The organism is Actinomyces respiraculi, assembly GCF_014595995.2.
In the GTDB taxonomy this organism is placed as follows: domain Bacteria; phylum Actinomycetota; class Actinomycetes; order Actinomycetales; family Actinomycetaceae; genus Actinomyces; species Actinomyces respiraculi.
This window is the reverse complement of sequence record NZ_CP063989.1, coordinates 262,755-289,622: the sequence shown is the minus strand read 5'-3', so window position 1 is coordinate 289,622 and position 26,868 is coordinate 262,755. Positions and strand designations below refer to the sequence as shown.

The window sequence follows — 26,868 nt, the reverse complement described above, 5'->3', positions numbered from 1 at the left end:
GCGACAACCCGGCGGTGCCGACGGCGCTCACGCCCCACGGTGCTCACGCCCGTGAGCGGCGCACCGCGTTCGCGAGCACCGCGTCGATACCGGAGCCGCGCCGCAGCAGGCCGAGCGTCGCGCGCAGCTCCTCGATCTCCTCGGCCTCCTCGCGCGCAATGCCGTCGGAACGGATCCAGGCCACCAGGTCATCGAGCTGGTCGTCGGAGTAGGCCTGCAGGGGCAGACCCTGGGCGATTGGCGGGCGCAGGCCGCGCACGGGCTCGCGGTCCTCGGCATCGGGCTGTGCCTCGACGGCGTCAGCGGGCAGGTCGTCCGCCTCCTCGACACGCGCCGGGACCGCGGCAACCGCCGGGGTCGTCACCTCCGCGCGGGCGCTGAGCACCGCCAGCACCTGCTCCTCGATCGCGGCAGCCTCGGCCTCGGCGTCGACGAACAAGGACATGGAGAAGGCCATGTGCACCCGCCACCCGCGTCGGCGCAGGCGCTCGACCCAGTGCCGGTCACGACGGCGCAGGCTGCGCTCAGCCACGTACTCGGCGTCGTCGGTAAGCACGGCCACGAAGAGCTCGCCCGGGTAGTCCGGGTGCCCGATGGCCAGCGGGATGCGCACGCCGCCCTCCAGGCCGTAGCGCGGCACGACCGTCAGGCCCTTGCGCCACAGCTGCTCCGCCAGGTCCACCAGGAGACGGCCCGGGGACTGCTCCTGGGCGTGCGCCTCCTCGACACCCTCCCCCGAGGCCCGCACCAGGACCTCGCGCAGCAGGCGGGCGCCCGGCGAGTGCAGGCGGTCCGGGTCAATGTCCTCGGGGCCCAGGCTCGAGACCACCTGGGTGGTGCCGCGTGAGGCGCACAGGGCCTCCACCAGGCCCACCATCCCACCGGCGTCCGAGACCGCACCGAAAGAGTGGATCGTGCGCCCGTGCGGGGTCTTGGCGTAACCCACCGAGACGATCACGTGGTCGCGGCGCAGGGAACGGGCCTCACTGAGGTCGACGACGACGAAGGGCTCTGCGATGCCCCCCGCGAAGAAGCCCTCCAGCGCCGGCGAGCCGGCGGCGGCCGACGTCGTCGCCCGGCGCAGCTCCTCGGCGTGGCGGGCGTTGAGGGCCACGACCCCCAGGGACTCCTCCGGGCGCGTGAGGGCGTGCTCGATGACGAGGTCGACCACCCGCTCGACCTCCGCCGGCACCGACTCCACCGCCGTCTGCCCCGGGGCCGGCATGCCCCGCCCGTCCACGAGGTCGAGGCTCAGGCCCAGGGCGCCCGGCGGTGCGGGCACGGCCTCGACCACGTCCTCATAGCCGTTGCGGGCAAGGAAGGCCGCGATCTCAGCGTCCAGGGTGTTGCGCGTCGTCGGCAGCGTCACGCGGGGCAGCAGCGGGCCGAGCTCGGAGGCCAGCCCGCTCGTGGCCCGGCGCGGGTCACCCACGACAAGCACCTGCTCGGCGCGCACGAAGGCTGGCAGCACCTGCGAGACCGGGATCGGGGCACTCGCGTCCAGGACGGCAAGGTCGACAACCGCCTGCGGGTCGAAGACCTGCGGCACCAGGGTCGGCGGGACGATCCACACGGGCTTGGCGACCATCGCCACCGGATGGCGCGCCAGAATCTCCCGCAGCGGCACACCGTCCTCGCGCGACAGGGCCACGTACAGGGAGCGGGCCTGATCCTTGTCCTCCTCGACGGCAGTGTGCACGCGCTCAGCCCAGGCCTGGCCGACCGGCCCCGGCAGGGTGTCCACCTGCATGGTGTCCAGGTCGCGCAGCGCCTCCGCCCACTCGGCCAGCACACCGGTGTCCAGGCCCACCAGGCGCGAATCCTCGCGCAGGAGGCGGCTGAGCACGGAGGCCCACCAGCAGTAGGTGAGCTCGGCGTCCAGCTCCTCGTCCGGCACCCCGCGCTCGGCCAGGTCCGCCACCAGGGGCGCGAGTCCGAGCTCATCCAGCTCGCGGACCACCCGATTGACCTCGGGAAGCTTCTGGGCCGTGACGTCGTCGTCGACCAGAGCCCGCGCCCGGGCCAGGAGGTCATCGAGCCCGATATCGATGAGGACAGGAGAGTCCTCAGCGGTCCCGAACAGGGGCTGCAGCTGCTCGAGAACCTCCCGGGCCCGGGTGGCGGAGTCCTCCATGACGTCCAGGTGCTGCGGGAGCCGCGGCCAGCCGCCGTCGGGGTGGTGGTGGCGCCACTTCTCGCGAGCATGCTGGACCTTGACGAGCTCGGCGTGCAGATCCTCCACCGCGCGGCCGGGGCGCACGAGGTCCTTCGCCTGCTTGGTGAAGCGACGCCGGTCCGAAGCGCTCATATGCAAGGAACGCGTCTCGCGCCACTGCTTGGTGGCGGTGGCGATGACCATGTCCGCGGCGGAGCGCTCGAAGACCTCCGGCACGAAGACGTCGAGGCTGTCGCGGATGGAGTCGAGCACCTCCAGCTGCTCCACCCACTCGGCCAGGGTGGTGGCGCGGGTCATGCCCGTGGTGGAGGCGGCGTCGGCGATGTCCTGGAGCACCGCGGGCAGGAGGTCGTCGGTCAGGCGGGTGAGCCGGGCGAGGGCGTCCGTGGCCTCGTCGATGTCCGTGACCGTCAGGCTGCTCCAGGCCGACGACGTGCGCCGCCCACTCAGGATGCCCAGGCTGTGGGCGCGGTGCAGCAGGGTGCGGGCACGCTCCCGCCCCGCCTCGTCCAGACGCGGCAGACCGTGCCCGGCGACGCGGGCAGTCGTGCGGGTGCGGGCACGGCCGCTGGTGAGCTCGGCGAGTTGCTGAAGAGCCTCGTAGGCGGACACACCCCAGGGCTCACGGTCCTCGTGGAGGGCGTCGACGCTGCCGCCCAGGCGCTCACGCAGGGTGGTCAGGCGCTCACGCAGGTCGACGATGGCGGCGACGTCCAGCTCCGGCGGCTGGGCGCCCAGGGACTCCTTGATGGCCTCGGCCGCGTGGCGGCGCCAGGCCGCGTCCTCCGTGAGGTCCAGGACCAGGCCTCCCAGCCCCAGCTCGCCCAGGGCATCGGCGACGGCGTGGCCGTCTGCACTCGTGGCGGGCACGTGCAGGACGGTGCGGCCGGAGGCGGCGGCGTCGGCGAGGACGGCGGCCAGGGTCGCGGCGACGTCGGAGCCCGGAGGCGCGTCCAGGAGGATGGAGGCGCCGGAGGAGACGGCTTCGACGGCGGCGAGCTGGGCGACGTCGAGGTCTCCGGCACCCCGCTCCTGCTCGGGGGCGCGGTCCGTGAGCTGGGCGGGGGGCAGGGCGACGTCGAGGGCCTGGCGGGCGGGCTCGTCGCCGGCGAGGGCGGCGACGAGGGCGGAGGCTCGGGAGCGCTCGAGGGTGGCGTCGAAGTCCTCGACCAGGGCCTGGCCCGGGTGGACGAAGGCGCCGATGACCAGACGTTCATGGACGATGAAGTCGCGCAGGAACTCACGGCCGAGCGAGCCGATGCGGGTGAGGGCGGCACGGGGGGTGAAGCCCTCGGCGGACAGGGAGTCGCTGGCCAGGGCCTCGACGTCGGCGCTGGAGCCGGCCTCGCGCAGCGCCCGGGTGAGGACCGGGTTGAGCTCGACGGAGGGGTCGAGGGTGATGGCGGTGTCCGTGCTGGTGGCGGCCAGGCGCACGGGGCGCAGGAGGACCGGGGCGTTGACACTGCGGGTGAAGGGGACGGGGGCCGGATCCACGGCATCGGCGTCAGCAGGGGTGCTGTCGGCAGGGGCGCCGGTGCCGGCACTGTCGGCAGCCTCAGGCGCGACGGGTCCCTCGCTGTCGGGTCCCTCGCCGTCGGGCTCGACCACCTGGGTCCAGGAGGCGACGCCGATGGCCAGGTAGACGGGGGCGACACCGAACTGCCGGGCCAGCAGGTCCGTTCGCCCGGCGACCTCACGCAGGGACTGGCGGGCGACGCCGAGGGCGCTGCGCTCACGCACGAGGCTGGACAGGAGGGTGGCGCGCCCGGCGTAGAGCTGGGCGATGCCCGAGGGGTGGGCCGCCGTGAGGTCGACGACGCCGTCGAGCAGGGTGATGTCATCGAGGCTGGCGACCCCGCCGAGGTCGACGAGCTCCTGGCGCCAAGTAGCGAGGGCCTCCTCGACCGCCTGGGAGCGGGCGCTGAGCGGCGCCGGGACGGGCGGCTCGGTGGGGGCGCTCGGCGCGGACGCGGTAGTGCCCTCCGCCGCGTCCTGGGACGCGGCGGTCTCGCGGCGGTTGCGGCCGAATGAGAAGAGTGAGGGCGTCATATCCCACAACATATCGGGCGGTAGGCGGCGCACCGCGGCGGCGCACCGGGACGAGGGAGGCAAGCGCACATCGAGCTCGTCGTCACAAGGGGATCATCGTCCCCGAGGCCGTCCAGGCTAAGAACGACGGCCCGTGGTGCCGATGTGCGGGCATAGAGAGGAGATAAGAGCGGAGATCGGGGCTCCGAGCGCTTTCGCGACCCCGAGCCCCGATCTGCATGCCCTGGAGCACCAGGGGCTTGCGTGCCCCCGAGACGATTCGAACGTCCGACACCCGCTTTAGGAGAGCGGTGCTCTATCCCCTGAGCTACGAGGGCCTGTCGGCAACACTACCAGCGTCAGGCCCGTGCCCCGCCACCCTGCCCCCATGCCCGCCAGCATCGAACCCCTTGTTTTGCTCTGGAGAGTACGGTGTTTGGCCGTTGTGATGTCTTAGGACGTCGGTGGCGCTTGGGAGCTGTTGCTGTGTGTGCCCAGATCCGCTGCCGTGGCGCGCCGGTGGGGGAGCTGGGGCCCGGCACCTGTCACTGATCCCTGGTCAGAGAGTGTCGCGACTTCTCAGGTCGTTGGGGTTCCGTGGTTTCTGCGGCGCCCAGACAGGTCGGGGCGGGCTGTGGCCAAGAGGTGCATCAGGCGCCCCGCCCCCCCCCGGTGGGGCCGGGTGCCAGGCAGGCACGTGCCCCACACGGCGCACACGGCCGGCCTCGACGCTCATCCCGCCAGGAGGAACACGGCATGATCGCGGGAGCCCGGACGTCGGTGGTCGGCGCCGGCCGTGGTTGGTGCCCGCCGCACGCACACCAGCGCGGTGCAGGCGGGCGACGCGGTCGGAGCGCCCTGGAGGAGAATCGCGGTGATCACACCAGCACGGTGCAGGCGGGCGCCGCGGGGCCCGGGGCTTGCACGCTCACAGTTTTCGACACTCGTCGACAACGGCGCCATTGCTAGGGTTTGTCGACCGGTGCCCTCCAGTGCGCCGGCTCCCATGTGCACGGAAGCCGCCCACGCACATGGGAGCGTGGGCCACCACCGCAAACCCCAGTGCAACCGTTAACACCTGTCACATGAGCGTGCGAGCCCCCCCTTGCCGCCACCCTGCGGGGCACGCCCCCAGCCCCGCCGGCGGCCGGCCGCCGACGGATGCCGACGCCAGGCTCAAACCGTCACGGGCTCAGCACAGCAGGGTGCCGGAGCACACCACCACCACGACCAACCAGAAGCGTCCCCACCCCCACAAACCCCCGGAATTGCCACCGACGCCCTGGGACAGAACCGCCACCGACGCCCTGGGACAGAACTACCACCAACGCCCTTGAGGCAGAACCGCCACCAACGCCCCAAGACACCACAACGACACAACACCGCACTCCCGACAGCAAACCGAGAAGTTCGGTCGAGCGCGCGTGCCTCACGCGTCAGGCGCGTCCCCACGGGGTGCCGGAGTTGCGCTCGGGGACGGGGTCGCCCTCCTTGACACGCCACGGCACCACCATGACGGGGCAGGCGGCGTGCGAGAGCACACCCTGGCTCGTGGAGCCCAGCAGCAGGCCGGAGAAGCCGCCGCGCCCGCGCGAGCCGACGATGACGAGGTCAACGGCTGTGGAGAACTCGCTCATGAGCTGGGCGGCGTTGCCGTCGAGCGCGTGCCGGCGCACGGTGACACCGGAGTGTCCGTCCAGCGCCTCCGCGATGGCGCGGTCGAGCCCCGCCCTCACGTCGGCCAGGACCTGGTCACGGTCCACGGCGGCGGGCAGCCAGGCCAGGGCGCCGGCTCCGGTGGACATGGGCACGGCCGCAACGGCGGTGAGCTCAGCCCCCCAGGCCTCAGCCTCCCGCACGGCGTGGCGCAGGGCCTTGCGCGCGGAGTCCGAGCCGTCCACACCAACGACGATGCGCTTGACCGGCGTATAGGCGGCGCCCTCGGTGTGGCGGGGCACGACGACGGTCGGGCAGTGGGAGTGCGCGGGCAGGGCCGAGGAGACGGTACCGAGCAGCCGGTCGGCGAAGCCTCCGCCGCCACGCGTGCCGACGACGGCGATGGCGGCATCCTCACTGAGGTCCACGAGCACACCGGCCGGGTCACCCGTCTCGAGCGAGCTGGAGACCTTCACCCCCTGGCCCTGGGCACGGGCAACAGCCTCGTCGACGACGGCCTGTGCCCCGGCGCGGATGGCGCTGTCATCCAGGGCCGCGTAGCCGCCGTCGAGGGAGGCAGTCGTGAACGAGGGGAGCGAGTAGGCACACAGGATGTGGACGCGCCAGCCGTTGCGTGCGGCGCGGGCGACCGCCCAGTCCACCGCTCCGAACGACTCCGGTGATCCGTCCACGCCGACGAGGACGACTTTGTCTTCGTTCATGAGTTCTGCCCCTTTCTTCGGGCGTCGCCTGTCCGACACCCCCATTCTGTAACGAAGGGGCACTGTGCTCCAAACCACTTTCCTGAATTCCGACGTCGTGTCCGGTGCGCTTCGCCGGGGGCATGACGACGGCGAGGGCCCCGACCGTGGCAGGTCGGGGCCCTCGTGCGCAGTGCGTGAGGAACGGCGTTAGCCGACGCGGACGTAACCGCTCGGGGATCCCCAGACCGGGCGGTAGACGGTGCCGGTGCCCGGGTTGCCGGCGTCGACCATCATGCCGTCACCGACATAGATGCCGACGTGGTAGCCGTAGTAGACGATGTCGCCGGGCTGGGCCTCGGCGGCGGAGACGAGTGTGCCCGCAGCGCCCTGGTCGTAGGAGGTGCGCGGCAGGGCGATGCCGGCCTGAGCGTAGACGTACTGGACGAAGCCGGAGCAGTCCCACCCGTTCGGCGAGGCACCGCCGGTGACGTAGGGAACGCCCTGGTACTGCATGGCAATGCCGGCGATGGACGAGCCGCCCGGGTTGGCGGCGGTGGTCGTGGTGGAGGCCTCAGCAGTCGCGGCCTGCTCGCGGGCAGCCGCGGCCTGCGCTCGGGCAGTCGCGGCCTGCTCCTCGGCAGCGCGGGCGGCAGCCTGGTCCGCTGTCTCCACCTCGACGGCGACGTCGGAGGCGACCTCCTGCGCGCCGGCACTGACCGAGATGGCGGCGTTGGTGGCAACGGCCGCGCGGGCGTCGAGCGTGATGGTGCCCAGGGAGGCGTCCAGCGAGCCGACCGAGTCGGCCACCTCAGTGCTCGAGGCGGCATTGGCACCGGAGGTGAGCATGGTGATCGCCATGCCGGAGGAGGCGGCGAGAGCAAGGCCACGACGGGTAGCAGGGGCCATGCTCGACAGCGGCGTCAGCGGTCGTGAGGCCTTGCGGTGACGGGTGGTCATAATCGAGATGATCTCCTGGTGTGCCGACGGGGTGAGCTGTCGGGTTCGAGCTGGAGACGCCCGGCCCACCGAAGTGGGCTTGACCCCAAGGTTCCGGATTGCTCCGGGACCACACGTGGTTCCCCCCGTTCCTGCCGTGTTCTGGAAGCCGCCGGAGCGAGCGGCAGGACTGAGCCCCGTTCCGACGACGATGCCAACCAAGGTCGGCATCACCTAGGACGCTACCCGAGACTCCGACCTCGCGTCACGCTTTCGTTAGGGAGCCCACACCTCGCGCCGTGACGATCGCCACGCGCGCCCCTGGCGCAGGCTCAGGCCACCAGGAGCACGACGGCGCCCCCTTCCGTTTCGGAAGGGGGCGCCGTCGTGAAACGTCAGGAGACGGATCAGAAGCGCAGGTAGGTCGCGCCCGAGTCAACCGACTCGTAAACCACGCCGACAGACGGGTTGTTGGCCGAGACCATCATGCCGTTGCCGGCGTAGATGGCCACGTGGCCGGGCCACCACAGCACGTCACCGGGCTGAGCCTCGGCGGCGGAGACGGCGGTGCCGGAAGCGCGGATCTGGCTCGAGGAGTGCGGCACGGCGATGCCGTGCAGGCTGTAGACGTAGGCCACGAGGCCGGAGCAGTCGAAACCAGCGGGGCTGGCGCCTCCGCTGAGGTAGGGGGAGCCGACGTACTGCGTGGCGGTGGCAGCGATGCCGCCAGCGCTGGCCCTCGGGGCGCGGTCCGAGCCGTCGGCGGGCGCCTGGGTCGCATAGCCGACCTGCTCGGCCGCCGCAGCCGCCTCGGCGGCGGCCTGCTCCTCAGCGGCGCGGGCGGCGGCCTGGTCGGCGGTCTCGACGACCTCAACGGCGGCGTCGGAGGCGATCTCCTGCGCAGCCGCCTCGGCGACGACCGGGGCATTGGTGGTCACAGCGCTGCGTACTTCAGCAGTGAGGGTGCCCAGGGAGGCGTCCAGCGAACCAGCGGAGTCGGCAACCTCAGTGCCAGAGGCAGCGTTGGCGCCGGTGGCGATCATCGTCAGGGCCAGGCCGGACGAAGCGGCGACGGCAAGCCCACGACGGGTGGACGGGGCGAGGCTCGACAGCGGCGTCAGCGGGCGGGATGCCTGGCGGTGACGTGCAGCGGGGCGTGTGGTCATATGACGGTTCTTCTCCTGTGGTGCCGACGGGGTGAGCTGTCGGGTTCGAGCTGGAGACGCTCGGCCCGCCGAAGCGGGCTTCACCCCAAGACGCTGGATGGTGTCCGGCGCCGAGATTGGGTCCCCCGTTCCTAGCCTATGCGGTTGGCCCCAGACCGAGCGGCAGGATTGAGCCTCGGCATGGGGGACATCCCCTAGGGGACATCCAGGTCACACGCTACCCGAACAGGTCGGCGACGTCCTGGAGAGATGGCACTCATCTTCGTGACTCACGTTACATTTGTGTAAAAGCTTGAGAACACCCACCACTACGACCTCATGGCACCCATCAAGCGGTTGGCAGGCCATCGGAGCGCGCTCAGCGCGCGAGGAAGAGGTGCCGGGCAACGTCGTTGGGCAGGACAACGGGGTCCTCGGCGTCGGAGACAATGCGCACACCGCCACTCACCCGCCGCAGCCGCACCCGGGCCCCCCGGACAATGCCCGCATCGATGAGCTCGGCGATGAGCTCGGTGTCCGCCTGGATGGGTTCGCCGATGCGGCGCACAGTCCCCTCGACCTCGACCTCGCGCACGGCACGATCCGCCGACAGATCCTCAGCGGCCGGGTGCGGGTGGCCGACGGCGCGCGCCGGCACGGGGTTGCCGAAGGGGTCGGTGGTGACGTCGTCGAGAATCTCGGCAAGCCGGTCCTCGACCTGCTCACTCATCACGTGCTCCCAGCGACAGGCCTCTTCGTGGATGAGACGCGAGTCCAGCCCGATGACGTCCAGCAGCAGCCTTTCGGCAAGACGGTGCTTTCGGATCACCTCGGTGGCCACGCGCCGACCCTCGTCGGTCAGCTCGAGGGAGCGGTCCTCGGCGACCCGGATGAGCCCGTCGCGCTCCATGCGCCCGACCGTCTGGGAGACCGTCGGGCCGGAGTGCCCCAGGCGCTCGACAATGCGCGCGCGCAGCGGAAGAACGCCGTCCTCCTCCAGCTCGTAGACCGTCTTGAGGTACATCTCGGTGGTGTCGATAAGCTCGCTCATAGTCGGGTCCTCCTCGGGGTATCGGGGCAGCGGCCCGTGCCGTCCCGGGTACGGACGGCGGGCGGGCCTTGGGCGCGTCAACCGCTCCCGGCAGGATATCGGCCGGTCAACGAGGACTCCCGGGAGCCCGGCCGTCGGCGTCATCGACCCGTCCGTCATCGACGTCGACCCGACCCTCCTGAGCATCCCAGCCGTCGCCGTCGTCACCCGCCTGGGGCGGCGCCCCCTCGACGGCCCCCTCCTCAGCCCGGGCGTCGCCGTCGGCCCGCCCGACCTCCAGGGCCCGCTCGCGTGGACCCACGGTGGACAAGAACGGACGCGAGGAGGAGTAGGCCAGCCCGACCTGCCACTGCCTGCGGGCCCACAGTCCCGCCAGGACGGAGACGACGACGGCGGCCGCCCCGCCCACGGCAATCGCAACCCTGGGCCCCCACTGGTCCGAGACCCAGCCCATGAGCGGCGAGCCGATCGGGGTCGTCCCCAGGAAGAAGAGCATGTAGATGCTCATCACGCGCCCGCGCATCGAGGGCTCGGTCGTGAGCTGGACGCTCTGGTTGGCGCTGGTGAGGACCGTGAGCACGGCGAGGCCCACGGGGATGGTGGACAGGACGAAGAGCGGGTAGGTGGGCATCACCGCCATCACGAGGCTGGAGACGCCCAGGAGGAAGGAGGCGATGACGAGCGTGCGCACCCTGGGGGCCTTGCGGCGCGCGGCCCACAGGGCGCCGCCGAGCGAGCCGACGGCGAAGATGGAGGAGACGGTGCCGTAGGCGTCGGACTCGAGGTCGAAGGCGCTGCGCACCATGGCCGCCATCGTCACCTGGTAGTTGAGGGTGAGCATCGACACCACGGAGATGACGACGATGATGACCACGATGTCGCTGCGCGAGCGCACGTAGGCCAGCCCCTCACGCAGCTGCCCCTTGGCGCGTGCGACGCGGGGCACGTCATAGAGCTCGTTCGCGCGCATGAGCATCAGGGCGACGGCGGGCACGAGGAAGGTCGCGGCGTTGAGGATGAAGACCCAGCCGGGTCCCACCCAGGTGATGGCGACGCCGCTGGCCGCCGGCCCGAGCAGGCGGGCCGCGTTGAAGGAGGCGGAGTTGAGTCCGACGGCGTTGGACAGGTGGCTCGGGGGCACCATCCGCGAGACGAAGACCTGGCGGGCCGGGGCGTCGTAGGCGGCGCCGAGGCCGGACAACAGGGCGGCGAGGTAGACGTGCCAGAGCTCGGCGCGCCCGAGGACGGCGTCGATCCCGAGCAGCAGGGAGACCACGCCCATGAAGGTCTGGGTGGCGATGAGGAAGCGGCGCTGGTCGACGCGGTCCGCGATGAGGCCGGCGTGGGCCGATAGGAGCATGGCGGGCAGGAACTGCAGCGCCGTCGTGACGCCGGTGGCGGAGGCGGAGTCGTCGGTGAGCACGCGCAGCACGAGCCAGTCCTGGGCCACGCGCTGCATCCAGGTGCCCGTGTTGGTCACGAGGGCCGCGATGAACCAGATCCGGTAGTTGTAGAACTTCAGGGAGTCGAAGGTTCGGGAGGGCGTGGACACGGGTGACGGATGCCTCTGGTTTCGTGTGGGGTTGGTGGGTCGGTGCGGCGTGACCGCCCGGCAAACGACGGTCCGGGCGGTCGTCATATCCTACGCTCCGACGTACGGGGCTCCGCTCCCGACGTTCCGCCCATAGGTCGCTGGTTCCGAGACGATAACGGTAGTGTGACCCACGTTACGTCTTATCGGGGAGCGCTGACCCGGTCCCCGCGCACGAGGTCAAGGGGCCCATGTCCGAGTTCGAGCCGTTCACGCACCCCGGCGGGCAGTCGGAGCCCCGTCGCGAGTGGTGGGAGGACCTCGGGGCGCGCCTGGCGGGCGCGCGGACGCTCGCACCGCTCAGGCGTGTACGTGTGGTGGTGACATGGGCGGCACTCGTCGTCGTACTGATCGCCGTGGCGGTCTGGCCACTCATGCGCACGGCGCTCGGAGCCTGGGTGGGGTGCGTATGGGCGATGGCCGCGTGGTTCCTGCTCGCACGCGCCAAGACCGTCTCGTGGTCGCTGGTGTCGGGCGTGTTCTCAGTGGGGATGGTGCTGGCACCGCTGGCAGCCCTGGTCTCCGCCCGACTTGCCCTGGCCGCCGAGGTGTCCGTGAGCAGTGCCTCGGCGGCGGTGGTGGTCGCCTCTCTTGTGGAGGAGACCCTCAAGCTGGTGCCGCTCGTCGCGCTGGGCCTGATCGCCCCCGGACGCACCCGTCGTCTCCTTGTCAGCGACTGGCTGGTACTGGGCGTCGCCTGCGGAACGGCGTTCACCACAGTGGAGGAGACGGCCAGGCGGTTGGTGCTGCTGGGTAAGCCCAGCGGGTTGTTCGATCTCTTGACGGCCCTGGCGTGCCCTTCCACGGGCACCGAGGCGCTCGAGTGCCGGGGCATCAGCGTCTTCTCCCTCAACCCGATCTCGGGCGCTGCGGGCGAGTACGTCATGTTCGCGGGACATGGCGTAGTCACCGGCCTGATTGCGGGGGCGGCGGGCCTAGCACTCGTGACATGGCGACGCGCATCCCGCCTGGGCGGTGCCCGACGGGTGCTGGCACGCGCTGGTGCGGGGGCGCTGGTAGCGGGCGCGTGGTGGATGGCGGTCGTCGACCACATGGGACGCAACGGCTCGTACTCCAGCCTGTGGTCGCGGACAGGAGGCGAGGCACCATGGTGGCCAGTGGGTGCCACTGCCACCCTGACCGGCAACGGCCACGGGCGGGGGCTGCTCCTGTTCGTCATGCTCGCCATCGCCTGGGTGGTGGACGTGCGCACGCTGTGGGCCAGCGGCTACACCCTCTCGTTGGAGGGCGACGATGGCGGCGGCCGGTGGGGCCGGTGGCGGTGGCGAACCTGGCACCGGCTGCCCGGGTCGGCCTGGCTGAGGTTGCCCGGCAGCGGGTGGAGGGCGCTGGCCGCCGACGTCGTCGACCTCGTGGCCACGACCGCCCTGGAGGTCCGTGCGGTCCTCATGAGCGTGCGCGAGGCGCAGACGACCCGCCGACCCGGACTGCCAACGGAGACGCTCATCCGGTTGCGCCTGGCCCGCCAGGACGCGGCACGCGAGCAACTCGACCCGCCACCCGAGCAGTGGTGGCGCACCCGCGTTGCCGCCGCCTGCGCCGCGGTGCTCGGACTGCTGGTGCTCACGACAGTACCGCCGCTCACCCACTCGCTGGCGGTGAGCCTCGGTGAGACCGACGTGTTCTGGCTCGCCGGTGTCCTGGAGGGCCTGGCGGATGTGTGGGACTCCCTGTCCTGGGGGCAGAAGGGACTGCTGCTGCTGGTCGCTGGGGCAATTGTCGTCTTGTCGGGTGGAACGCTGGGCATGGCGCTCAACGTCGGCATGGGCCTGATGACGGTGATGAGCGCACTTCGCGGCGGGGCCGCCTTCCTGCGGGACCCGCGAGGAGCGGTGCGCTCCTACCTAGCAACCCATACTCCTGGTGAGATCGCGGCTGAGGTCGCGCTATGGGTCCTGACCTCCCTGGGCGGCGGGGTGCTGGGCTACCTCGGGGGTCAGGCGGGACGCCTGTCCTACTATGCCTACCGGGAAAGCCGTTGGGGCGCCTACCTGTGGCGGCACAACCGTCACGCGTGGCACTCCTACGCCGCTGAGCGACGTGCCGCCGTGCGGCGCTTCCTCCGGGACGAGACTGGGGGCGCCCGCCCCGGCCATCCGTCCAACGATTTGACTGACGGCACACACTACCCCGGGGTACGTAGCGTCCCCCACGGGCACGCCGACGGCGGGCCCGGCGCGTGGGGGCCGGGCTGTCATCACGTCGGGGGTGCGCGAGGTGCGTGGCGGCGGGCCCGGCGCGTGGGGGCCGGGCAGCAACAACGGCTCGCTACGCGCCCAGCTCTACGAGGAGCAGGTCACAGGCGTGCGGGTGCAGGACTCCTACCACGTCGACGGGATCGAGTTCGACGGCTGGGATGGCACTACTCTCATTGAGGCCAAGGGACCGCGCTGGGACGCGCTCCTCAACGAGGACTGGGCGACCAGGGCCCGAGATGAGATCGTCGAGCAGGCACACCGTCAGATCACTGCCGTCCGCAACACCCGCCCCGGCACTCCCATCCAGTGGCACTTCGCCGACGACGGAGCACTCGAGTATGTGCGCAACCTTCAGCGGCAAGGTTTGTTCCCCGCGGACATCGATCTGATCTTCACACCCAACGCGTGAGACACCAAGCACGCACGCGAAAGGAACTTCTCCATGGATTGGTACATCAGTTTCCGAACCCGTCGTACAGACAAACTTGAGGACGACGCACACCGGGTCTGGACGTGGATGCAGGCCCTGGCCCCTCTGACACCCGCCCTGTCACTGTGGCGACCCACCAGTGACAGCCGCAAGAAGGCCTACGCCTCACCACCCATCACCGAAGCCGAGCTCACCCAGCGCATCCTCGACGCCGAGACCCGCACTGAGTTGCCCATCTTCACCTGCTCACCCACCTTCGTCGGCACCATCGACGGGCAAGGTTCCAAAACCCTTATCAGTTTCAATCTGCCCGAACCCGGCGACATGGGAGTCTCCCTCGAAGGCGGCGTACAGCTGAGTGCGGCCATCGACGCCAGCGAGGACCTCGCCGACGCCATCATGCGCACATCCATCACCGTCCTCGCCCCCACCATCGGAACCATGAACCTACTCAGGAAGAGCGCCTACATGTACGGAGGCGGCCCCGCCCCCTTCACGTACTCACCCGGCTGGAAGATGTTCTTCTCCACCACCTCACCCCACCACGCACACGCCCTCCAACTCGCCACCCGCACCGAACCCACCACCCACGGCACCCTGTGCACCTTCGGCACACCCGACACCTACCCCGACATCCTCGACCAGTGGTAGCGACACCACACCGCCAAGGGGCGTGGACACGGGTGACGGATGCCTCTGGTTTCGTGTGGGGTTAGTGGGTCGGTGCGGCGTGACCGCCCGGCAAACGACGGTCCGGGCGGTCGTCATATCCTACGCTCCGACGACGAGGCGGCGGCCCGGTGGGGCCGCCGCCTCGTGCTCAGCGAGGGATCGCCGTGGAGGCCGCAGTGTCAGCCGACGCCGAGGATCGCCTTGATCGGCTCGAGCGTGAAGTACACGACGAACAGGGCCGAGGTGAGCCACATGAGCGGGTGGACCTCCTTGAGCTTGCCGCGCGCGATCTGCACAACGAGGAAGGCGATGAAGCCCGCGCCGATGCCGTTGGTGATCGAGTAGGAGAAGGGCATCATGATGATCGTGATGAAGGCCGGCAGGGCGATCTCCGGACGCTTCCAGTCGATCTCCGTCACCTGCATCATCATGAGGAAGCCGACGATGACCAGGGCGGGGGTCGCCGCCTCGTAGGGCACCATCGTCACCAGCGGGGCCAGGAACATCGAGGCCAGGAAGAGCACGCCCGTGACCACGGAGGCCAGGCCCGTACGGGCACCCTCGCCGACACCGGAGGCGGACTCGACGTAGGAGGTGTTGGAGGACACGCCACCGACACCACCGGCGACCGCGGACAGCGAGTCGATGATGAGGATCTCGCGCATGCGCGGCGGGTTGCCCTGCTCGTCCAGAAGCTCGGCCTCAGAGCCGACGGCGACCATCGTGCCCATCGTGTCGAAGAAGTCCGCGAGCATGAGGGAGAAGACGAGCAGGACGACGGAGACGATGCCGACCTTCTCGATGGAGCCCAGGAGGTTGAACTGGAAGAAGGTGGAGAAGTCCGGCAGGGACACCGGCGAGCCGCTCAGGGCCGGCACCGACAGGGACCAGCCGGTCGGGTTGTCCTCGGGGTTGTAGGGGCCCAGGTGCGCAATCGCCTCGATGACGACGGCGACGGCGGTGGAGCACAGGATGCCGATGAGGATCGCGCCCTTCACCTGGCGCACGTAGAGCACCACGATGAGGAACAGGCCGAAGAGGAAGACGAGGACCGGCCAGCCCTGGAGGCTGCCGCCCAGGCCGAGCTCGAGCGGGGTGCCGCCGGGGCCGACGATCTTGGCGTTGATGAGGCCGATGAGGGCGATGAACAGGCCGATGCCGACGCTGATGGCCGTCTTGAGGTAGGCGGGCACGGCCCGGAAGACCGCCTCACGGAAGCCCGTGAGCACCAGGACGAGGATGATGACACCCTCGATGACGATCAGGCCCATGGCGTCGGCGTAGGTCATGCCGTTCGCGCCGACGAGCGTGTAGGCGACCATGGCGTTGATGCCCAGGCCGGCCGCCATGCCCATCGGGAAGTTGGCGATCAGGCCCATGAGGATCGTCATGACGCCGGCGACGGCGGCGGTGCCGGAGGCGATCGCCGTCTGGGAGACGTCGCTCGTCGCCGACAGGATGAGCGGGTTGAGCACGAGGATGTAGGCCATCGCGAAGAAGGTGACGAAACCGCCACGGACCTCACGGGCCACGGTGGAGCCGCGCTCGGTGATGCGGAAGAATCGGTCGAGGGCGCTGGAGGGGGCCTGCGCGCTCTGGGAACGGGGGGTGGTTGTTGCACTCACCCACCGGATTCTTCCTCAGGTGGCCGCCCCTGCGCGCCGGGATGCTCGTCACACCGGCGGGCGCGCGCCAGGCGGCCTGGGTCGGGCCGGGGCGCCGAGCTCAGTCGCGGAAGGGGAGGACGGCCTCGAGCTCAGCGAGGGCCTCGGGGGTGGGCTTGTGCTCGGGGGCGACGTCCGGCAGTGACGCGGTGAGGTCGGCGACGGCGTCCAGGGCGGCGGCGTGACGATCCTCCTCCGTGGCCCCGGCCGAGGTCTGGGCGGCGGGCTCGGGAGCCGTCTCCGCCTTGCGACTACGACGCCGAGCGGCACGCGCGGGCTTGGTAGGCCCAGCGGACCCGGTGGCAGTGGGCTCGTTCTCCTTCGTCCGGTTCGTCCGGCGAGCGGTCCGACGTCGAGGTGCGCGTGCGGTCGGCACCTCAGTCCCCGGCTCCGGGTCAGCGGGCTCAGGGCCCTCCGACTCCGGGGTCTCCGACTCCGGGCCGCCGGATTGCGTCGGCGCGTCAGCCGGCTCCTGCTCGGACGACGGGCCGGTGTCCTCGGCAGCGCCCTCACCAGTGTCCTCAGCCGACTGGACGGGCGAGGACTCCTCAGCGGCCGCCTGCGCCTGGGTGGCCCCATCGCGCAGCGACACGCCGTCGGTGCCGATCGGTTCCATCGCCGTCTCGTCCAGACGCGAGGGCACCACCGGCCACTCAGGCCCCTGGTCCGGCAGGTCCGTCTCCGAGTGGGCGCCGCAGCCGTGGTCAAGGGAGACCACACGGCCGTCGTCGGCCGCCCACTCGTTGGCACACACGCCGAAGACCGCACGCATCGGCCCCGCCATCGGCATGAAGAAGCCACAGGTCGAGCAGGTCGCGTGGGCCTTGCGCACACCGTCCGCCTGCGGGCCGTGCTCGCCGTCGTACCAGCGCTGGGCGGCGCGCTGGACGCCCTCGGGGCTCAGCACCCGGGCACGACCGAAGTCGACGGCGTCGGTCCCCGCCAGAACCACACCGTCCGGGGTCTGGTCCCCCTCGCCGTCGGCCGTCGCCTCCCAGCCCGGCTCCAGCCGCTCGTCCGTCTCCCGACGCGGCAGGCGGTCCGAACGGCTGATGTCACCGGGCTGAAGCCGATCCGCCCACGGCACCCACGTCGGTGCCAGAAGCGCCTCCTCACCCGGAAGCAGCCCCATCTCGCTCACCGTCGGCGTGCGCGAGCGCGGCACCCGGGTCAGCGTCACGGCCCAGCGCCAGCCGCGGTAGCCCGCGAGGTTGCACTCGAAGAGGTGGGTGATGACCCGCTGCCCCTCGGGGCGGGCCGCCATGTACTCGCCGACGCTCAAGGGCTCCGTGATCTCGGCCAGGCAGTCGCGGGCCAGCGCGATGGCCTCGTCGGAGGTCAGGGTCTTGTCCTTGCCCGCGGCGCTCGCCTCGGCGAGCGAGGGCATGGAGCCGGGGCGGGGCAGGGCGGAGGTTGCAGGGTCCTTGAGGGTGCCGGCCGCACCGGGAGCCAGGGGCTCGACCACGCGCGCGGCGGTCGTGGCGCTCGCCGGCGAGTCGTAGGACTCGAGCTCAGGCGTCGCGTTCATTACGTCAGTCACTCCGCCAGTGTAGGCGGCGACGCCACCGGCGGTCACCGACGGGCGTCCCCGGCCCTCACTCCTCCTCGACGGAGACGACGCGGTGCACGGCCACCGTCAGCTCGGTCTCGCGCTCCACGTCCGCCAGCCGCACCCGCCCGGCCTCGACGGCGAGCACCCTCACCCGGCGCTCCTGCACCACGCCGTCGGGACCCGCCAGGCGCAGGCGCAGTCGGGACCGTGAGGACTGGGCCTGGCGCATCACCGCCAGGGCGTGCACCGGGTCCGTGGCGGCGCCGGCGGGCACGGCCGGATCCCGGCGCGCCCGCTCCCCGGCGCGCAGGCGCCCCACCAGCACGGCCAGCTCCCGGGCGGAGTGGCGATGGCGACGCGTGGCGGTCACGGCGCCCGGCCTCACGGGCTCAACACCGGGGCCGCCACGTCGGGCGGTGACGGCGTCGCCCGCCAGCAGCAGACGCCCGCTCGTATCCTCCAGCACCGGGGACAGGCCCGCGGCGCGCAGTTCGCGCAGCACCTGGCCCGCTGGGGCGGTGGCCAGCAGCACCCCCGGGGCAACCTCATCGAGCCCCAGCCCCTTCAGACGCGCCTCAGCCAGGAGACCCGCCGCAGTGGCCGGGTCAGGGACCCTGAGCACGCTGGCGACCTCGCGCACGCGCACGGCACCGTGGTGGCGGGCCACATCCTCAATGAGGGTGGTGAGGGCGGAGGGCAGGGGCGTCGGGGTCCAGCGCTCCAGGGCCTGCCGCAGCTCGACGGCGGACCAGCCGGAGTCCAGGGCGGCGCGCACCGACTCGTCGGTGAAGCGCACGGCGAGGGCGCTGCCACGGGACTCGACCGTGGCGGCCTTGTCCAGCAGTGCTGCGAGGTCGGGCTCGGGACGGCCGGGGACGACCGCCGTGAGGTCGGACTGCACGAGCAGGAGGCCGACCGGGGCGGCCAGGTCCTCCTCCAGGGCCCGCTCCAGGGCACCGAGCAGACGGGGATCGGCCTCGCCGTCGGAACTCAGCAGCGTCTCGTGGCGCACAGAGCGGGCGAGCAGTCGGCCCGCACGGGACAGGGCTCCCCCGCCGGTGATGCCCAGGAACTCAGTCTCATCGAGCACACCGGTGACGTCGCCGTCGAGCACGGGCCTGCGCGGGCGGGCCCAGGTGAGGGCCTCGTACACCCAGGTGGGAGTGACGACGGCGCCCTCCGGCAGGGAGTCGAGCAGTAGGAGTATCCGACGGCGCAGGCTGCCGGCCCGGGCGGTCTCGAGGCCGTCGCCGAGGACGGCACGCAGGGCGCCGTCCTCACCACGGGTGCCGACGAGCCAGGGGGCGCGCGCCGAGCAGGCCCAGGCGACGGCCAGCGGGGCCCAGCGCTCGGGCAGGGTGGCGGTGCGCCAGAGCGGGACCTGCGTGGAGGGCACCCAGGTGGCGCCCGCATCGTCGAGGCCGAGCAGGCCGGCACCGGCGGCCAGCTCGATGACCCGGGCCGCGGGCGCGCCCTCCAGGCCGAGGGCGTCGGCGGTCCTGGCCAGGGCGCGCACGCCCACGCCGCCCGTGCGCAGGATCGGCCCGCCCTCGCGGCCCCACTCGTCCACGAGGGCGGCGACGAGGCGGACGGCCTCCTCGGCGGCGCGCGAGGACTGGTCGGCGGTCGTGGCGGGGTCCTGGATGGGCAGCGCGGCGGGGTCCGGGGCCGTGGGGGGCCGGCGCAGCAGGCGGCCACCGCGCAGGGCGAGGGCGACGCGGCGCGGCAGCAGGAAGCGCGTGGTGCCGGACTCGTCCTGGGTGCGCTCAAGCCAGCCGCGCTCGACCAGTGAGGCGGCACCGGGTGCCTGGCCGCCCTCGCGCAGAGTTCCGGTGGGTGGGCCCCAGGTGAGCGCGTCGAGCACGGCGAGAGCGGCCGGGGACAGGACGGGGGTGTCCTCCAGTGGGGTCGCGTCGCGGGCGGCGGCCTGCTGGGGGCCGGGCCGCTCGGCGGCGGCCCGCTGGGAGTTGGCGTGCTGGGACGCGGCCGACCGGGCGGTGGCGTGAAGCGTCTGCAGCGAGGGTGGCGGGGGTGCGTCGGGCCTGCCCTCCTGCGGTGCCGCTGCCGGGGCGAGCCCGAGCGGGTGGGGACCCACGGCCTCCACGAGGCCGGCAACGGGACCCGAGTCGAGGACGAGCGCAAGGCGGCGCAACGTCGCCAGGTGGGCGGCGACGTCGTCGGAAGAAAGGAGAAGGGCGGGACCGAGGAGGCCCGGGTCCTGAACACCGGTGGCGACGACGGCCTCGGCAACCGCGAGCACAGCGGCGTTGAGGTCCGCGAGCGCAGTCTCAACGCTTGGGCGCGCCCCGGCGCGGGCGGCAAGCATGGTGAAGGAGGACGATGGCGGGGCGAGAAGATCCGGGCGGGCCAGGAGGAGGTCGGCGATCTCGCGGTCGGGCAGGGCGGTCAGGCCCGCAGCCAGGTCCTCCACCGTCGCTGGGACTGGTGCGCTCGCCGCGCACCACCACGCTGCCTCATTGCTCATCTCACCAACGGTACAGCCCCGCACCACCCCACCCCGCGCCGACTACTTCTACAGTCATATACACGTGTATCTGAAAACAATATACTCGTCTATAGGCCTATAGATTCGGAGGGCTTCATGGACCCCGTGCTGAACCCCTACGTTCCCGGAGCAGGTCGCCGACCTGCCGCGCTTGTGGGACGCGATGACGTCATCAACGTCTGGGACATCATGCTGCGTCGTGCCGAGCGCGGGACGACGGACCAACCGCTCGTGCTCTACGGGCTGCGAGGAGTCGGGAAGACCGTCCTCCTCACCCGCCTGCGCCACGATGCGGACAAGCGCGAGTGGATCACGGTCCAGATCGAGGCCGGGACCGGCAAGGGCCTTCGCGAGATTGTGGGTGAGGGGCTGTACGGCCCCCTGAGTGACCGCGCGCGCCCCTCCGCCGGAACTCGCCTGCTGCGCGCTCTGAAGACCGCTCTCTCCTTCAAAGCCTCCTACGACCAGACGGGCTCATGGTCCTTCGGCATCGACCTGAGCGGGCGAAGCGGCGGCGGCGCCGACTCGGGAGTACTTGAGACGGATCTCAAGAAGATCCTCAAGGACGTCTCGCTCGCAGCTGCGGAGGAGGGCAGCGGGCTCGCGCTCCTCATCGACGAGGCGCAGGACCTCTCAGCCGAGGACCTCACCACGTTGGTGGCCGTCTCCCACGCCGCAGCCCAGGACGACTGGCCGGTGCTCTTCGCGCTCGCCGGCCTTCCCAGCCTCCCACAGACGCTCTCGGAAGCGCGGTCCTATTCTGAGAGGTTCCGCTTCGTCAAGGTCGAGCGTCTTGACCCGGATGGCGCTGCCGCAGCGCTCGCCGATCCTGCGAAGGCGGAGGGTGTGATGTGGGACAACGACGCTCTATCGCACGTCGTGGAGCACTCCGGGCGCTACCCGTACTTCATCCAGCAGTTCGGGCAGGAGGCATGGAACGCCGCATCCGACACACGCATCGACAGGCCAGCGGCTGAGCTCGGTGTCGTCTCAGGTCTGACCCAACTCGACAACGGGTTCTTCCGCGCCCGCTGGGACCGCACGACCCAGGCGGAGAAGCGTTACCTGCGGGCCATGTGCCCCGAAGGCGAGGATGGTATCGGCAGCGGCGAGGTCGCCAGCCGGCTGAACCGGACCATCCAGAGCCAGAGCGGGGTCCGCAACTCCCTCATCCGTAAGGGCATCGTGTACGCGCCCGACCACGGTGTCGTCGCCTTCACAGTCCCGGGCATGGCCGGATTCATCTCCCGGCAGCATGGGGAGTAGGGGCCGGCTCCACCGACGTTGGTGAGCACTCATACCCTCTTCCGCGCCAGGAGCGCGATACTCCCCCCATGCCCGCCACGCCCGGCCCGCCCGACGGCCCCCTCATCGTCCAGAGCGACAAAACCGTCCTGCTTGAGGTCGCCCACCCCGCCGCCGACGACGCCCGCCGCGCCATCGCACCCTTCGCCGAGCTCGAGCGGGCCCCCGAGCACATCCACACCTACCGCATCACCCCGCTGGCCCTGTGGAACGCCCGCGCCGCCGGCCTCGACCCCGAGACCGTCATCCACGTCCTCATCACCTACTCGCGCTTCCCCGTCCCGCACTCCCTGCTGACCGAGGTCGCCGAGACGATGGGCCGCTACGGCCGCCTCCAGCTGCTCTCCGACCCGGCGCACGGGCTCGTGCTGCACGCCACGGACGTGCCCGTGCTCGAGGAGGTCGCGCGCTCGCGGCGCACCGCCGGGATGCTCGGTGAGCGCCTGTCCCCCGAGGACGTCGTCGTCCACCCCTCCGAGCGCGGCAACCTCAAGCAGGCGCTCATCAAGCTGGGCTGGCCCGCGGAGGACCTTGCCGGCTATGTCGACGGCGAGCGCCACCCCATCACCCTGACCGACGACCCCGCGGGGGCCGCCGCGCACGCACCCGGCGCCTTCGCGCTGCGCCCGTACCAGTCCCAGGCGGTCGAGGCCTTCTGGGCGGGCGGCAGCGGCGTCGTCGTCCTGCCCTGCGGGGCCGGCAAGACCCTCGTGGGGGCCGCCTGCATGGCCAGGAGCTCAACGACGACGCTCATCCTCGTGACCAACGCGGTCTCGGCCCGCCAGTGGAAGGAGGAGCTGGTGCGCTTCACCTCCCTCACCGAGGACGAGATCGGCGAGTACTCGGGCTCGCGCAAGGAGGTGCGACCGGTCACCATCGCCACCTACCAGGTGCTCACCACCCGCCGCAAAGGCGTCTATCCCCACCTGGACCTGCTCGACGCCCACGACTGGGGTCTTATCGTCTACGACGAGGTGCATCTGCTGCCCGCCCCGGTCTTCCGCATGACGGCGGAGCTGCAGGCACGCCGTCGGCTCGGGCTGACGGCAACGCTCGTGCGCGAGGACGGCCGTGAGGACGAGGTGTTCAGCCTCATCGGGCCCAAGCGCTACGACGCGCCGTGGAAGGATCTGGAGAACCAGGGGTGGATCGCGCCCGCCGTCTGCACGGAGGTGCGCCTGGCCCTCGAGGCCGGCGAGCGCATGACCTACGCGACCGCCTCGCCCGAGGACCGCTACCGGCTGGCCGCGACGACCCCGCGCAAGATCGGCGTGGTCGACCAGCTGCTTGCCCGCCACCCCGGCGAGAGTGCGCTCGTCATCGGCCAGTACGTCGACCAGCTCGAGGAGATCGCCGAGCACCTGGGGGCCCCACTCATCACCGGGGCGACGACGGTCCGCGAGCGTCAGCGGCTCTACGCCGCCTTCCGCTCCGGTCAGGTGGGCACGCTCGTGGTGTCCAAGGTCGCCAACTTCTCCATCGACCTGCCGGGGGCCTCAGTGGCGGTGCAGGTCAGCGGATCTTTCGGCTCGCGCCAGGAGGAGGCGCAACGCCTGGGCCGGATCGTGCGGCCGAAGGAGGATGGGCGCCAGGCCCACTTCTACACGGTGGTCGCGCGCGACACGGTGGACCAGGACATAGCGGCGCACCGTCAACGTTTCCTGGCCGAGCAGGGGTATGCCTACGACGTCGTGGACGCCGCGGACCTGTAAGGGAACGTGGGTCCGACGGCGTGGCCCGGCCGATCCGGACAGATCACGGCCGTCACGCCCACCTGGGCTCGACGACTGGTTCTTCCGTGCACCCGGGTGGGCCCGCCGTCGTCGGCCCCCTCACCTACCCGGCCGCCCGCACCTCAGCGGCGCGTGACCGCGTAGGCCCGGGCACTGAGGACCAGCTGCCGGGCGAGCTCACGACCGAAGGCCTGGATGACAGCATCAACCCTCTCCGCCTCAGCGCGCGCCTGCCTGCCAGCCTCGACCGCCTCGGCGGGCAGGTCGGCGTCGTCCATCGTCTCACCCGCCTGCCCCTCCAGGTCGAGCCCCATCTCGCGGGCCGCGTTGCGCGCCTGCCAGTGCTCGATGCGGGCGGGCGTGGACTCGGGGTGGTGCTGCAGAGCCAGCAGGCGGCCGACGCGCCAGGCGTGGATGGGCGCTGCGTCGGAGGTGGCGAGCAGGGTGGCCTCCTCGGGCAGGCGGGCAACGCCGTCGGCATGGGAGACGATGACGGGCAGGTGGGTGCCGTCCTGCGTGGGGACACCGGTGCGCACCGCGGCACGCACCGCGGCGTCGATAATCGGGGCGAGGAAGGGGTCCTTGGTGGCCGCCTCGGTGAGCTCGATGTCGACGACGCCGTTCTCGGGCCCGTGGGGAGAGGGGACGGCGGTGGCGCCGCCGAGCGCCTCGGCAGCGACCTGGGCGCCCAGGCAGATGGCGACGGTCGGCACACGCTCCTCGACGACGCGGCGCACCAGGTGACGCAGGTCGGCGAGCCAGGGGTGGGCGTCGTCGTCGTGGGCGCTCATGGCACCGCCCAGGAGGACGAGGCCGTCGCCGACGTCGGCCAGGTCGGGGATCGACTCACCCTGCCAGGGGCGCACCACACGCAGGCGGGCGCCGCAGGCGAAGAGCCACTCGCCCAGGCGGCCGAGGGGGGCGAAGGCCTCAGGCTCGATGACCGTGAGGACGGGGGCGCTGGCGCTGCGGGCTCCTGTGGAGTCCTGCCGGAGGGGTTCCTCTATGTCAGTCATGCGGACTATTCATGCCATGAACCGGGGGCCGTGCAAACCCGACCCGCCGCGGTGCGGCGTGCGCGCCGGGCGCCCGGCCGAGGTCCGACGTCCCTGCTCTGGCGCGTGCTTGCGGTGAAACGGCTTGCGGCAGGCGGGCGCTCAGGCGACGATGACGGGTGATGGAGACAACACGCCTTGCCCGTCCTGGGGCACTCGCCCGTCTGTCCGCCTGCGGCCTGCTCGTCGCCGGGGCCCTGGTGCTGCCCGCGACGGCGGTGGCCGCCCCTGTCACGTGGCAGGAGCCCGCCCGGGTAGCGCCCGCGACGACGTCGACCGTCCTGTCCCAGCCGGTCACCGACGGTGCCGGGGTGTTGGACGACGACGCCGCCCAGGATGTCGTCGACCAGCTCGCCAAGGAGGGGGTCGGGCTGTGGGTGGTGACGCTTGATGACGACTCGGTGACGGCCGAGAGCTACGCCGCGCAGGCGTGGGTCGACTCGCGTCTGGGCACGCAGGACCTCCTGCTCGTCATCAACACGTCGAGCGCAGGGCGCACCTACGCCTTCTCGGGCTCTGCCCGGGACAGCGTGTGGAGCAAGGAGACCACTGACCGGGTGCGCACCGCGATCTACGGCCAGTTGCGCAACAGCGACTACGACGGCGCCGTGCGGGCGGTCCTCACGGGGCTCTCGGGCGCCGACGGCGACGCGGGTGCGGCCTCCGGTGCCGGCGGCGGGCGCGGTGGCGCCGGGGGCATCGGCCTCGCACTGGGGGCGGCGGCCGTCGTCGGCGGCGGGGCCCTGGTGTACTCCCGCTCACGACGCAAGAAGACCCCCGGCCAGGCGGGCGGGTCGGCCGGGCAGGTCCCGCTTGCGGAGCTGTCGGTGCAGGCCGGCAACGCGCTCGTGACCGCCGACGACGCCGTGCGGGCCGCGGATGAGGAGCTGTCCTACGCGCAGGCCCAGTTCGGCCTGGCGTCCACGGACGCCTTCGCCCAGGCGCTCGCCACGGCCCGCGAGCATGTGGCCCACTCCTTCGAGCTGCGCCGCCTGCTTGACGACGCGGTCCCCGAGACCGAGGCGCAGCAGCGTCAGATGAACACGGAGATTCTCTCGCGCTGCCAGGAGGCGGTGCGGGTGATCCAGGAGCAGGAGGCGGCCTTCAACGAGCGGCGCGGGCTCGAGGCGAACCTGCCGGCGTCGATCGCGGAGACGGCCCAGCGGGCTCAGGAGACCGAGCAGTCCATCAAGGCCGCCCAGACGCTGCTGGTGACCCTGCACGCCTCCTACCCCGCCTCCGCGCTCACGAGCGTGTCCGAGGCCCCGGCCGAGGCCGAGCGGTTGCTGGCGGCCGGGCGCACGGCCCTGGACCAGGCGCGCGCCTCGGTTGAGGCCGGCGAGCAGTCCACGGCCGTGGAGCAGGTGCGCATCGCCCAGGGTTCTATCGCCCAGGCGGGCCGGCTGGCCGCGCAGGTCTCAAGTGCCCGCGAGCGCCTGTCGACGGCGGCGGCGGACCTGAGCGCGGCCATCACCTCGATCTCCTCCGACCTGGTGGATGCGGCGCGGCTCAAGGCCCAGGTTCCTGCTGCCTCCTTGGCGCCGCTCGTGGCGGATGCCGAGGCGGCTGTGGCCGAGGGGCGGGCCGCGTCCACGGGTAGCGGCTCCGGTGGCACGGGCGGGGACCCGCTGGCCGCCCTCGACCACCTGGCGCGTGCGGAGAGCGCGCTCGACGCGGCCCTGGCACCGGCGCGCGCCCAGGAGGAGAACGACTCGCGCGCCCGCACCCAGCTGACCTCCCGCCTGGCGCGGCTGGGCGCCCAGGTCGAGGCGGTCACCTCCTATGTCACCACGCACCGCGGGGTCATCGGCCCCTCGGCCCGCACGGCGCTGAGTGAGGCCGCGCGCCACGCGGCGGCGGCCACGAGCCTGCAGACGACGGACGCGGCGGCGGCCCTTGCTGAGGTCGCAGCTGCGGAGCCGCTTGTGGCGCAGGCCCAGGCCCTGGCGGAGGCGGATGTGCGCAACCACCGGGACTCGTGGGGCTCGGGCTCCTCGGGTGGCTCCGGCATCGACCTGGGCTCGCTCGTCCTGGGCGGCATCCTCTTGGGTGGTGGTGGTCACCGCGGCGGCTATGGCGGCTGGGGCGGCCACGGCGGCGGTTTCAGCGGAGGCTTCGGCGGAGGCTTCGGAGGCAAGAGCCTTGGAGGTGGCGGCTTCGGCGGAGGCGGAGGCTTCGGCGGCGGAGGCGGCCGCTTCTGACCCGTCTGCGAGCCACCTACCGGCCGAGTCCGGCCCGATGATCGGGCGGTGGCGGCCGTCGCGGTGACATGTGCGGTGGGGCTTGCACGCTCACGCTTATCGGCCTCTGTCGCAAGCCGCGGAATCATGCGGTTTTCTCGATCGGCGCCCTCGAGAGCCTCGGCTCCCATGTGCATGGACCACGCCCATGCACATGGGAGCCAAAACGCCGTTTTGACCAAGAGAACCAAAACGGCGCAATACC

The 26,868-nt window shown here is 71.7% G+C and carries 16 protein-coding genes, 1 tRNA gene and 2 riboswitches; of the genes, 6 read left to right on the top strand and 11 right to left on the bottom strand.

What is annotated here, in order from left to right; genetic code table 11:
* Window positions 1-43: 43 nt before the first annotated feature.
* The 7 genes from ID810_RS01205 to ID810_RS01175 form a co-directional block, all read right to left on the bottom strand.
* Window positions 44-4,225, bottom strand: a complete 4,182-nt coding sequence (locus ID810_RS01205) for a DNA helicase (RefSeq protein ID WP_166857153.1) — start codon at window positions 4,223-4,225, stop codon at window positions 44-46.
* Between the two features lie 244 nt (window positions 4,226-4,469).
* Window positions 4,470-4,542 (bottom strand) — tRNA-Arg (locus ID810_RS01200).
* Window positions 4,543-5,640: 1,098 nt separating this feature from the next.
* Window positions 5,641-6,582: a universal stress protein gene (locus ID810_RS01195; RefSeq protein ID WP_166857152.1), complete on the bottom strand. Its 942-nt coding sequence runs from the start codon at window positions 6,580-6,582 to the stop codon at window positions 5,641-5,643.
* 189 nt (window positions 6,583-6,771) lie between these two features.
* Window positions 6,772-7,521 (bottom strand): C40 family peptidase, encoded by a 750-nt coding sequence (locus ID810_RS01190; RefSeq protein WP_166857150.1) that lies wholly within the window; start codon window positions 7,519-7,521, stop codon window positions 6,772-6,774.
* Window positions 7,522-7,528: 7 nt separating this feature from the next.
* Window positions 7,529-7,684, bottom strand: a riboswitch (cyclic di-AMP (ydaO/yuaA leader).
* Window positions 7,685-7,907: 223 nt separating this feature from the next.
* On the bottom strand, window positions 7,908-8,666 hold the full coding sequence (locus tag ID810_RS01185) for a C40 family peptidase (RefSeq protein WP_166857148.1): 759 nt from the start codon (window positions 8,664-8,666) through the stop codon (window positions 7,908-7,910).
* Window positions 8,667-8,673: 7 nt separating this feature from the next.
* A riboswitch (cyclic di-AMP (ydaO/yuaA leader) is annotated at window positions 8,674-8,826 on the bottom strand.
* A gap of 198 nt (window positions 8,827-9,024) precedes the next feature.
* A complete protein-coding gene (locus tag ID810_RS01180; RefSeq protein WP_166857146.1) occupies window positions 9,025-9,696 on the bottom strand; it encodes a metal-dependent transcriptional regulator in 672 nt (223 codons plus the stop codon).
* A 106-nt stretch (window positions 9,697-9,802) separates the two neighbouring features.
* Complete coding sequence (locus tag ID810_RS01175) at window positions 9,803-11,248, bottom strand: MFS transporter (protein WP_235931546.1); 1,446 nt, start codon at window positions 11,246-11,248, stop codon at window positions 9,803-9,805.
* Window positions 11,249-11,478: 230 nt separating this feature from the next.
* Between ID810_RS01175 and ID810_RS01170 the strand changes: the two genes are divergently transcribed.
* The 3 genes from ID810_RS01170 to ID810_RS01160 are packed head-to-tail and all read left to right on the top strand — an operon-like array spanning window position 11,479 to window position 14,587.
* Complete coding sequence (locus ID810_RS01170) at window positions 11,479-13,683, top strand: PrsW family glutamic-type intramembrane protease (RefSeq protein ID WP_166857143.1); 2,205 nt, start codon at window positions 11,479-11,481, stop codon at window positions 13,681-13,683.
* On the top strand, window positions 13,613-13,915 hold the full coding sequence (locus ID810_RS01165) for a Tox-REase-5 domain-containing protein (RefSeq protein WP_166857141.1): 303 nt from the start codon (window positions 13,613-13,615) through the stop codon (window positions 13,913-13,915). The genes ID810_RS01170 and ID810_RS01165 overlap by 71 nt, the downstream gene beginning before the upstream one ends.
* A 33-nt stretch (window positions 13,916-13,948) precedes the next feature.
* Complete coding sequence (locus ID810_RS01160; RefSeq protein WP_166857139.1) at window positions 13,949-14,587, top strand: hypothetical protein; 639 nt, start codon at window positions 13,949-13,951, stop codon at window positions 14,585-14,587.
* 200 nt (window positions 14,588-14,787) lie between these two features.
* On the opposite strand, the gene ID810_RS01155 is transcribed toward ID810_RS01160, so the two are convergent.
* The 3 genes from ID810_RS01155 to ID810_RS01145 form a co-directional block, all read right to left on the bottom strand.
* A complete protein-coding gene (locus tag ID810_RS01155) occupies window positions 14,788-16,233 on the bottom strand; it encodes an NCS2 family permease (RefSeq protein ID WP_166857137.1) in 1,446 nt (481 codons plus the stop codon).
* A 100-nt stretch (window positions 16,234-16,333) separates the two neighbouring features.
* On the bottom strand, window positions 16,334-17,812 hold the full coding sequence (locus ID810_RS01150) for a DUF3027 domain-containing protein (RefSeq protein ID WP_235931547.1): 1,479 nt from the start codon (window positions 17,810-17,812) through the stop codon (window positions 16,334-16,336).
* A 55-nt stretch (window positions 17,813-17,867) separates the two neighbouring features.
* On the bottom strand, window positions 17,868-20,309 hold the full coding sequence (locus ID810_RS01145) for a helicase-associated domain-containing protein (protein WP_166857135.1): 2,442 nt from the start codon (window positions 20,307-20,309) through the stop codon (window positions 17,868-17,870).
* 117 nt (window positions 20,310-20,426) lie between these two features.
* Between ID810_RS01145 and ID810_RS01140 the strand changes: the two genes are divergently transcribed.
* Together ID810_RS01140 and ID810_RS01135 are read left to right on the top strand one after the other, a co-directional pair.
* Entirely contained in the window at window positions 20,427-21,596 is a 1,170-nt protein-coding gene (locus ID810_RS01140; RefSeq protein ID WP_166857132.1) for an ATP-binding protein, read from the top strand.
* Window positions 21,597-21,664: 68 nt separating this feature from the next.
* Window positions 21,665-23,347, top strand: a complete 1,683-nt coding sequence (locus ID810_RS01135) for a DNA repair helicase XPB (protein WP_166857130.1) — start codon at window positions 21,665-21,667, stop codon at window positions 23,345-23,347.
* Between the two features lie 143 nt (window positions 23,348-23,490).
* Here ID810_RS01135 and ID810_RS01130 read toward each other — a convergent pair whose 3' ends face one another.
* On the bottom strand, window positions 23,491-24,384 hold the full coding sequence (locus tag ID810_RS01130; protein WP_166857128.1) for a type 1 glutamine amidotransferase: 894 nt from the start codon (window positions 24,382-24,384) through the stop codon (window positions 23,491-23,493).
* A gap of 161 nt (window positions 24,385-24,545) precedes the next feature.
* Between ID810_RS01130 and ID810_RS12620 the strand changes: the two genes are divergently transcribed.
* Window positions 24,546-26,624: a TPM domain-containing protein gene (locus ID810_RS12620; RefSeq protein ID WP_166857126.1), complete on the top strand. Its 2,079-nt coding sequence runs from the start codon at window positions 24,546-24,548 to the stop codon at window positions 26,622-26,624.
* The last annotated feature ends 244 nt before the right edge of the window (window positions 26,625-26,868 follow it).

Coding starts and splice junctions, on each gene's coding strand:
- ID810_RS01205 (WP_166857153.1), bottom strand. CDS start 4,225: ATGACGCCCTCACTCTTCTCATTCGGCCGCAACCGCCGCGAGACCGCC.
- ID810_RS01180 (WP_166857146.1), bottom strand. CDS start 9,696: ATGAGCGAGCTTATCGACACCACCGAGATGTACCTCAAGACGGTCTAC.
- ID810_RS01130 (WP_166857128.1), bottom strand. CDS start 24,384: ATGACTGACATAGAGGAACCCCTCCGGCAGGACTCCACAGGAGCCCGC.
- ID810_RS01170 (WP_166857143.1), top strand. CDS start 11,479: ATGTCCGAGTTCGAGCCGTTCACGCACCCCGGCGGGCAGTCGGAGCCC.
- ID810_RS01190 (WP_166857150.1), bottom strand. CDS start 7,521: ATGACCACCCGTCACCGCAAGGCCTCACGACCGCTGACGCCGCTGTCG.
- ID810_RS01145 (WP_166857135.1), bottom strand. CDS start 20,309: ATGAGCAATGAGGCAGCGTGGTGGTGCGCGGCGAGCGCACCAGTCCCA.
- ID810_RS01195 (WP_166857152.1), bottom strand. CDS start 6,582: ATGAACGAAGACAAAGTCGTCCTCGTCGGCGTGGACGGATCACCGGAG.
- ID810_RS01135 (WP_166857130.1), top strand. CDS start 21,665: ATGCCCGCCACGCCCGGCCCGCCCGACGGCCCCCTCATCGTCCAGAGC.
- ID810_RS12620 (WP_166857126.1), top strand. CDS start 24,546: ATGGAGACAACACGCCTTGCCCGTCCTGGGGCACTCGCCCGTCTGTCC.
- ID810_RS01140 (WP_166857132.1), top strand. CDS start 20,427: ATGGACCCCGTGCTGAACCCCTACGTTCCCGGAGCAGGTCGCCGACCT.
- ID810_RS01185 (WP_166857148.1), bottom strand. CDS start 8,666: ATGACCACACGCCCCGCTGCACGTCACCGCCAGGCATCCCGCCCGCTG.
- ID810_RS01160 (WP_166857139.1), top strand. CDS start 13,949: ATGGATTGGTACATCAGTTTCCGAACCCGTCGTACAGACAAACTTGAG.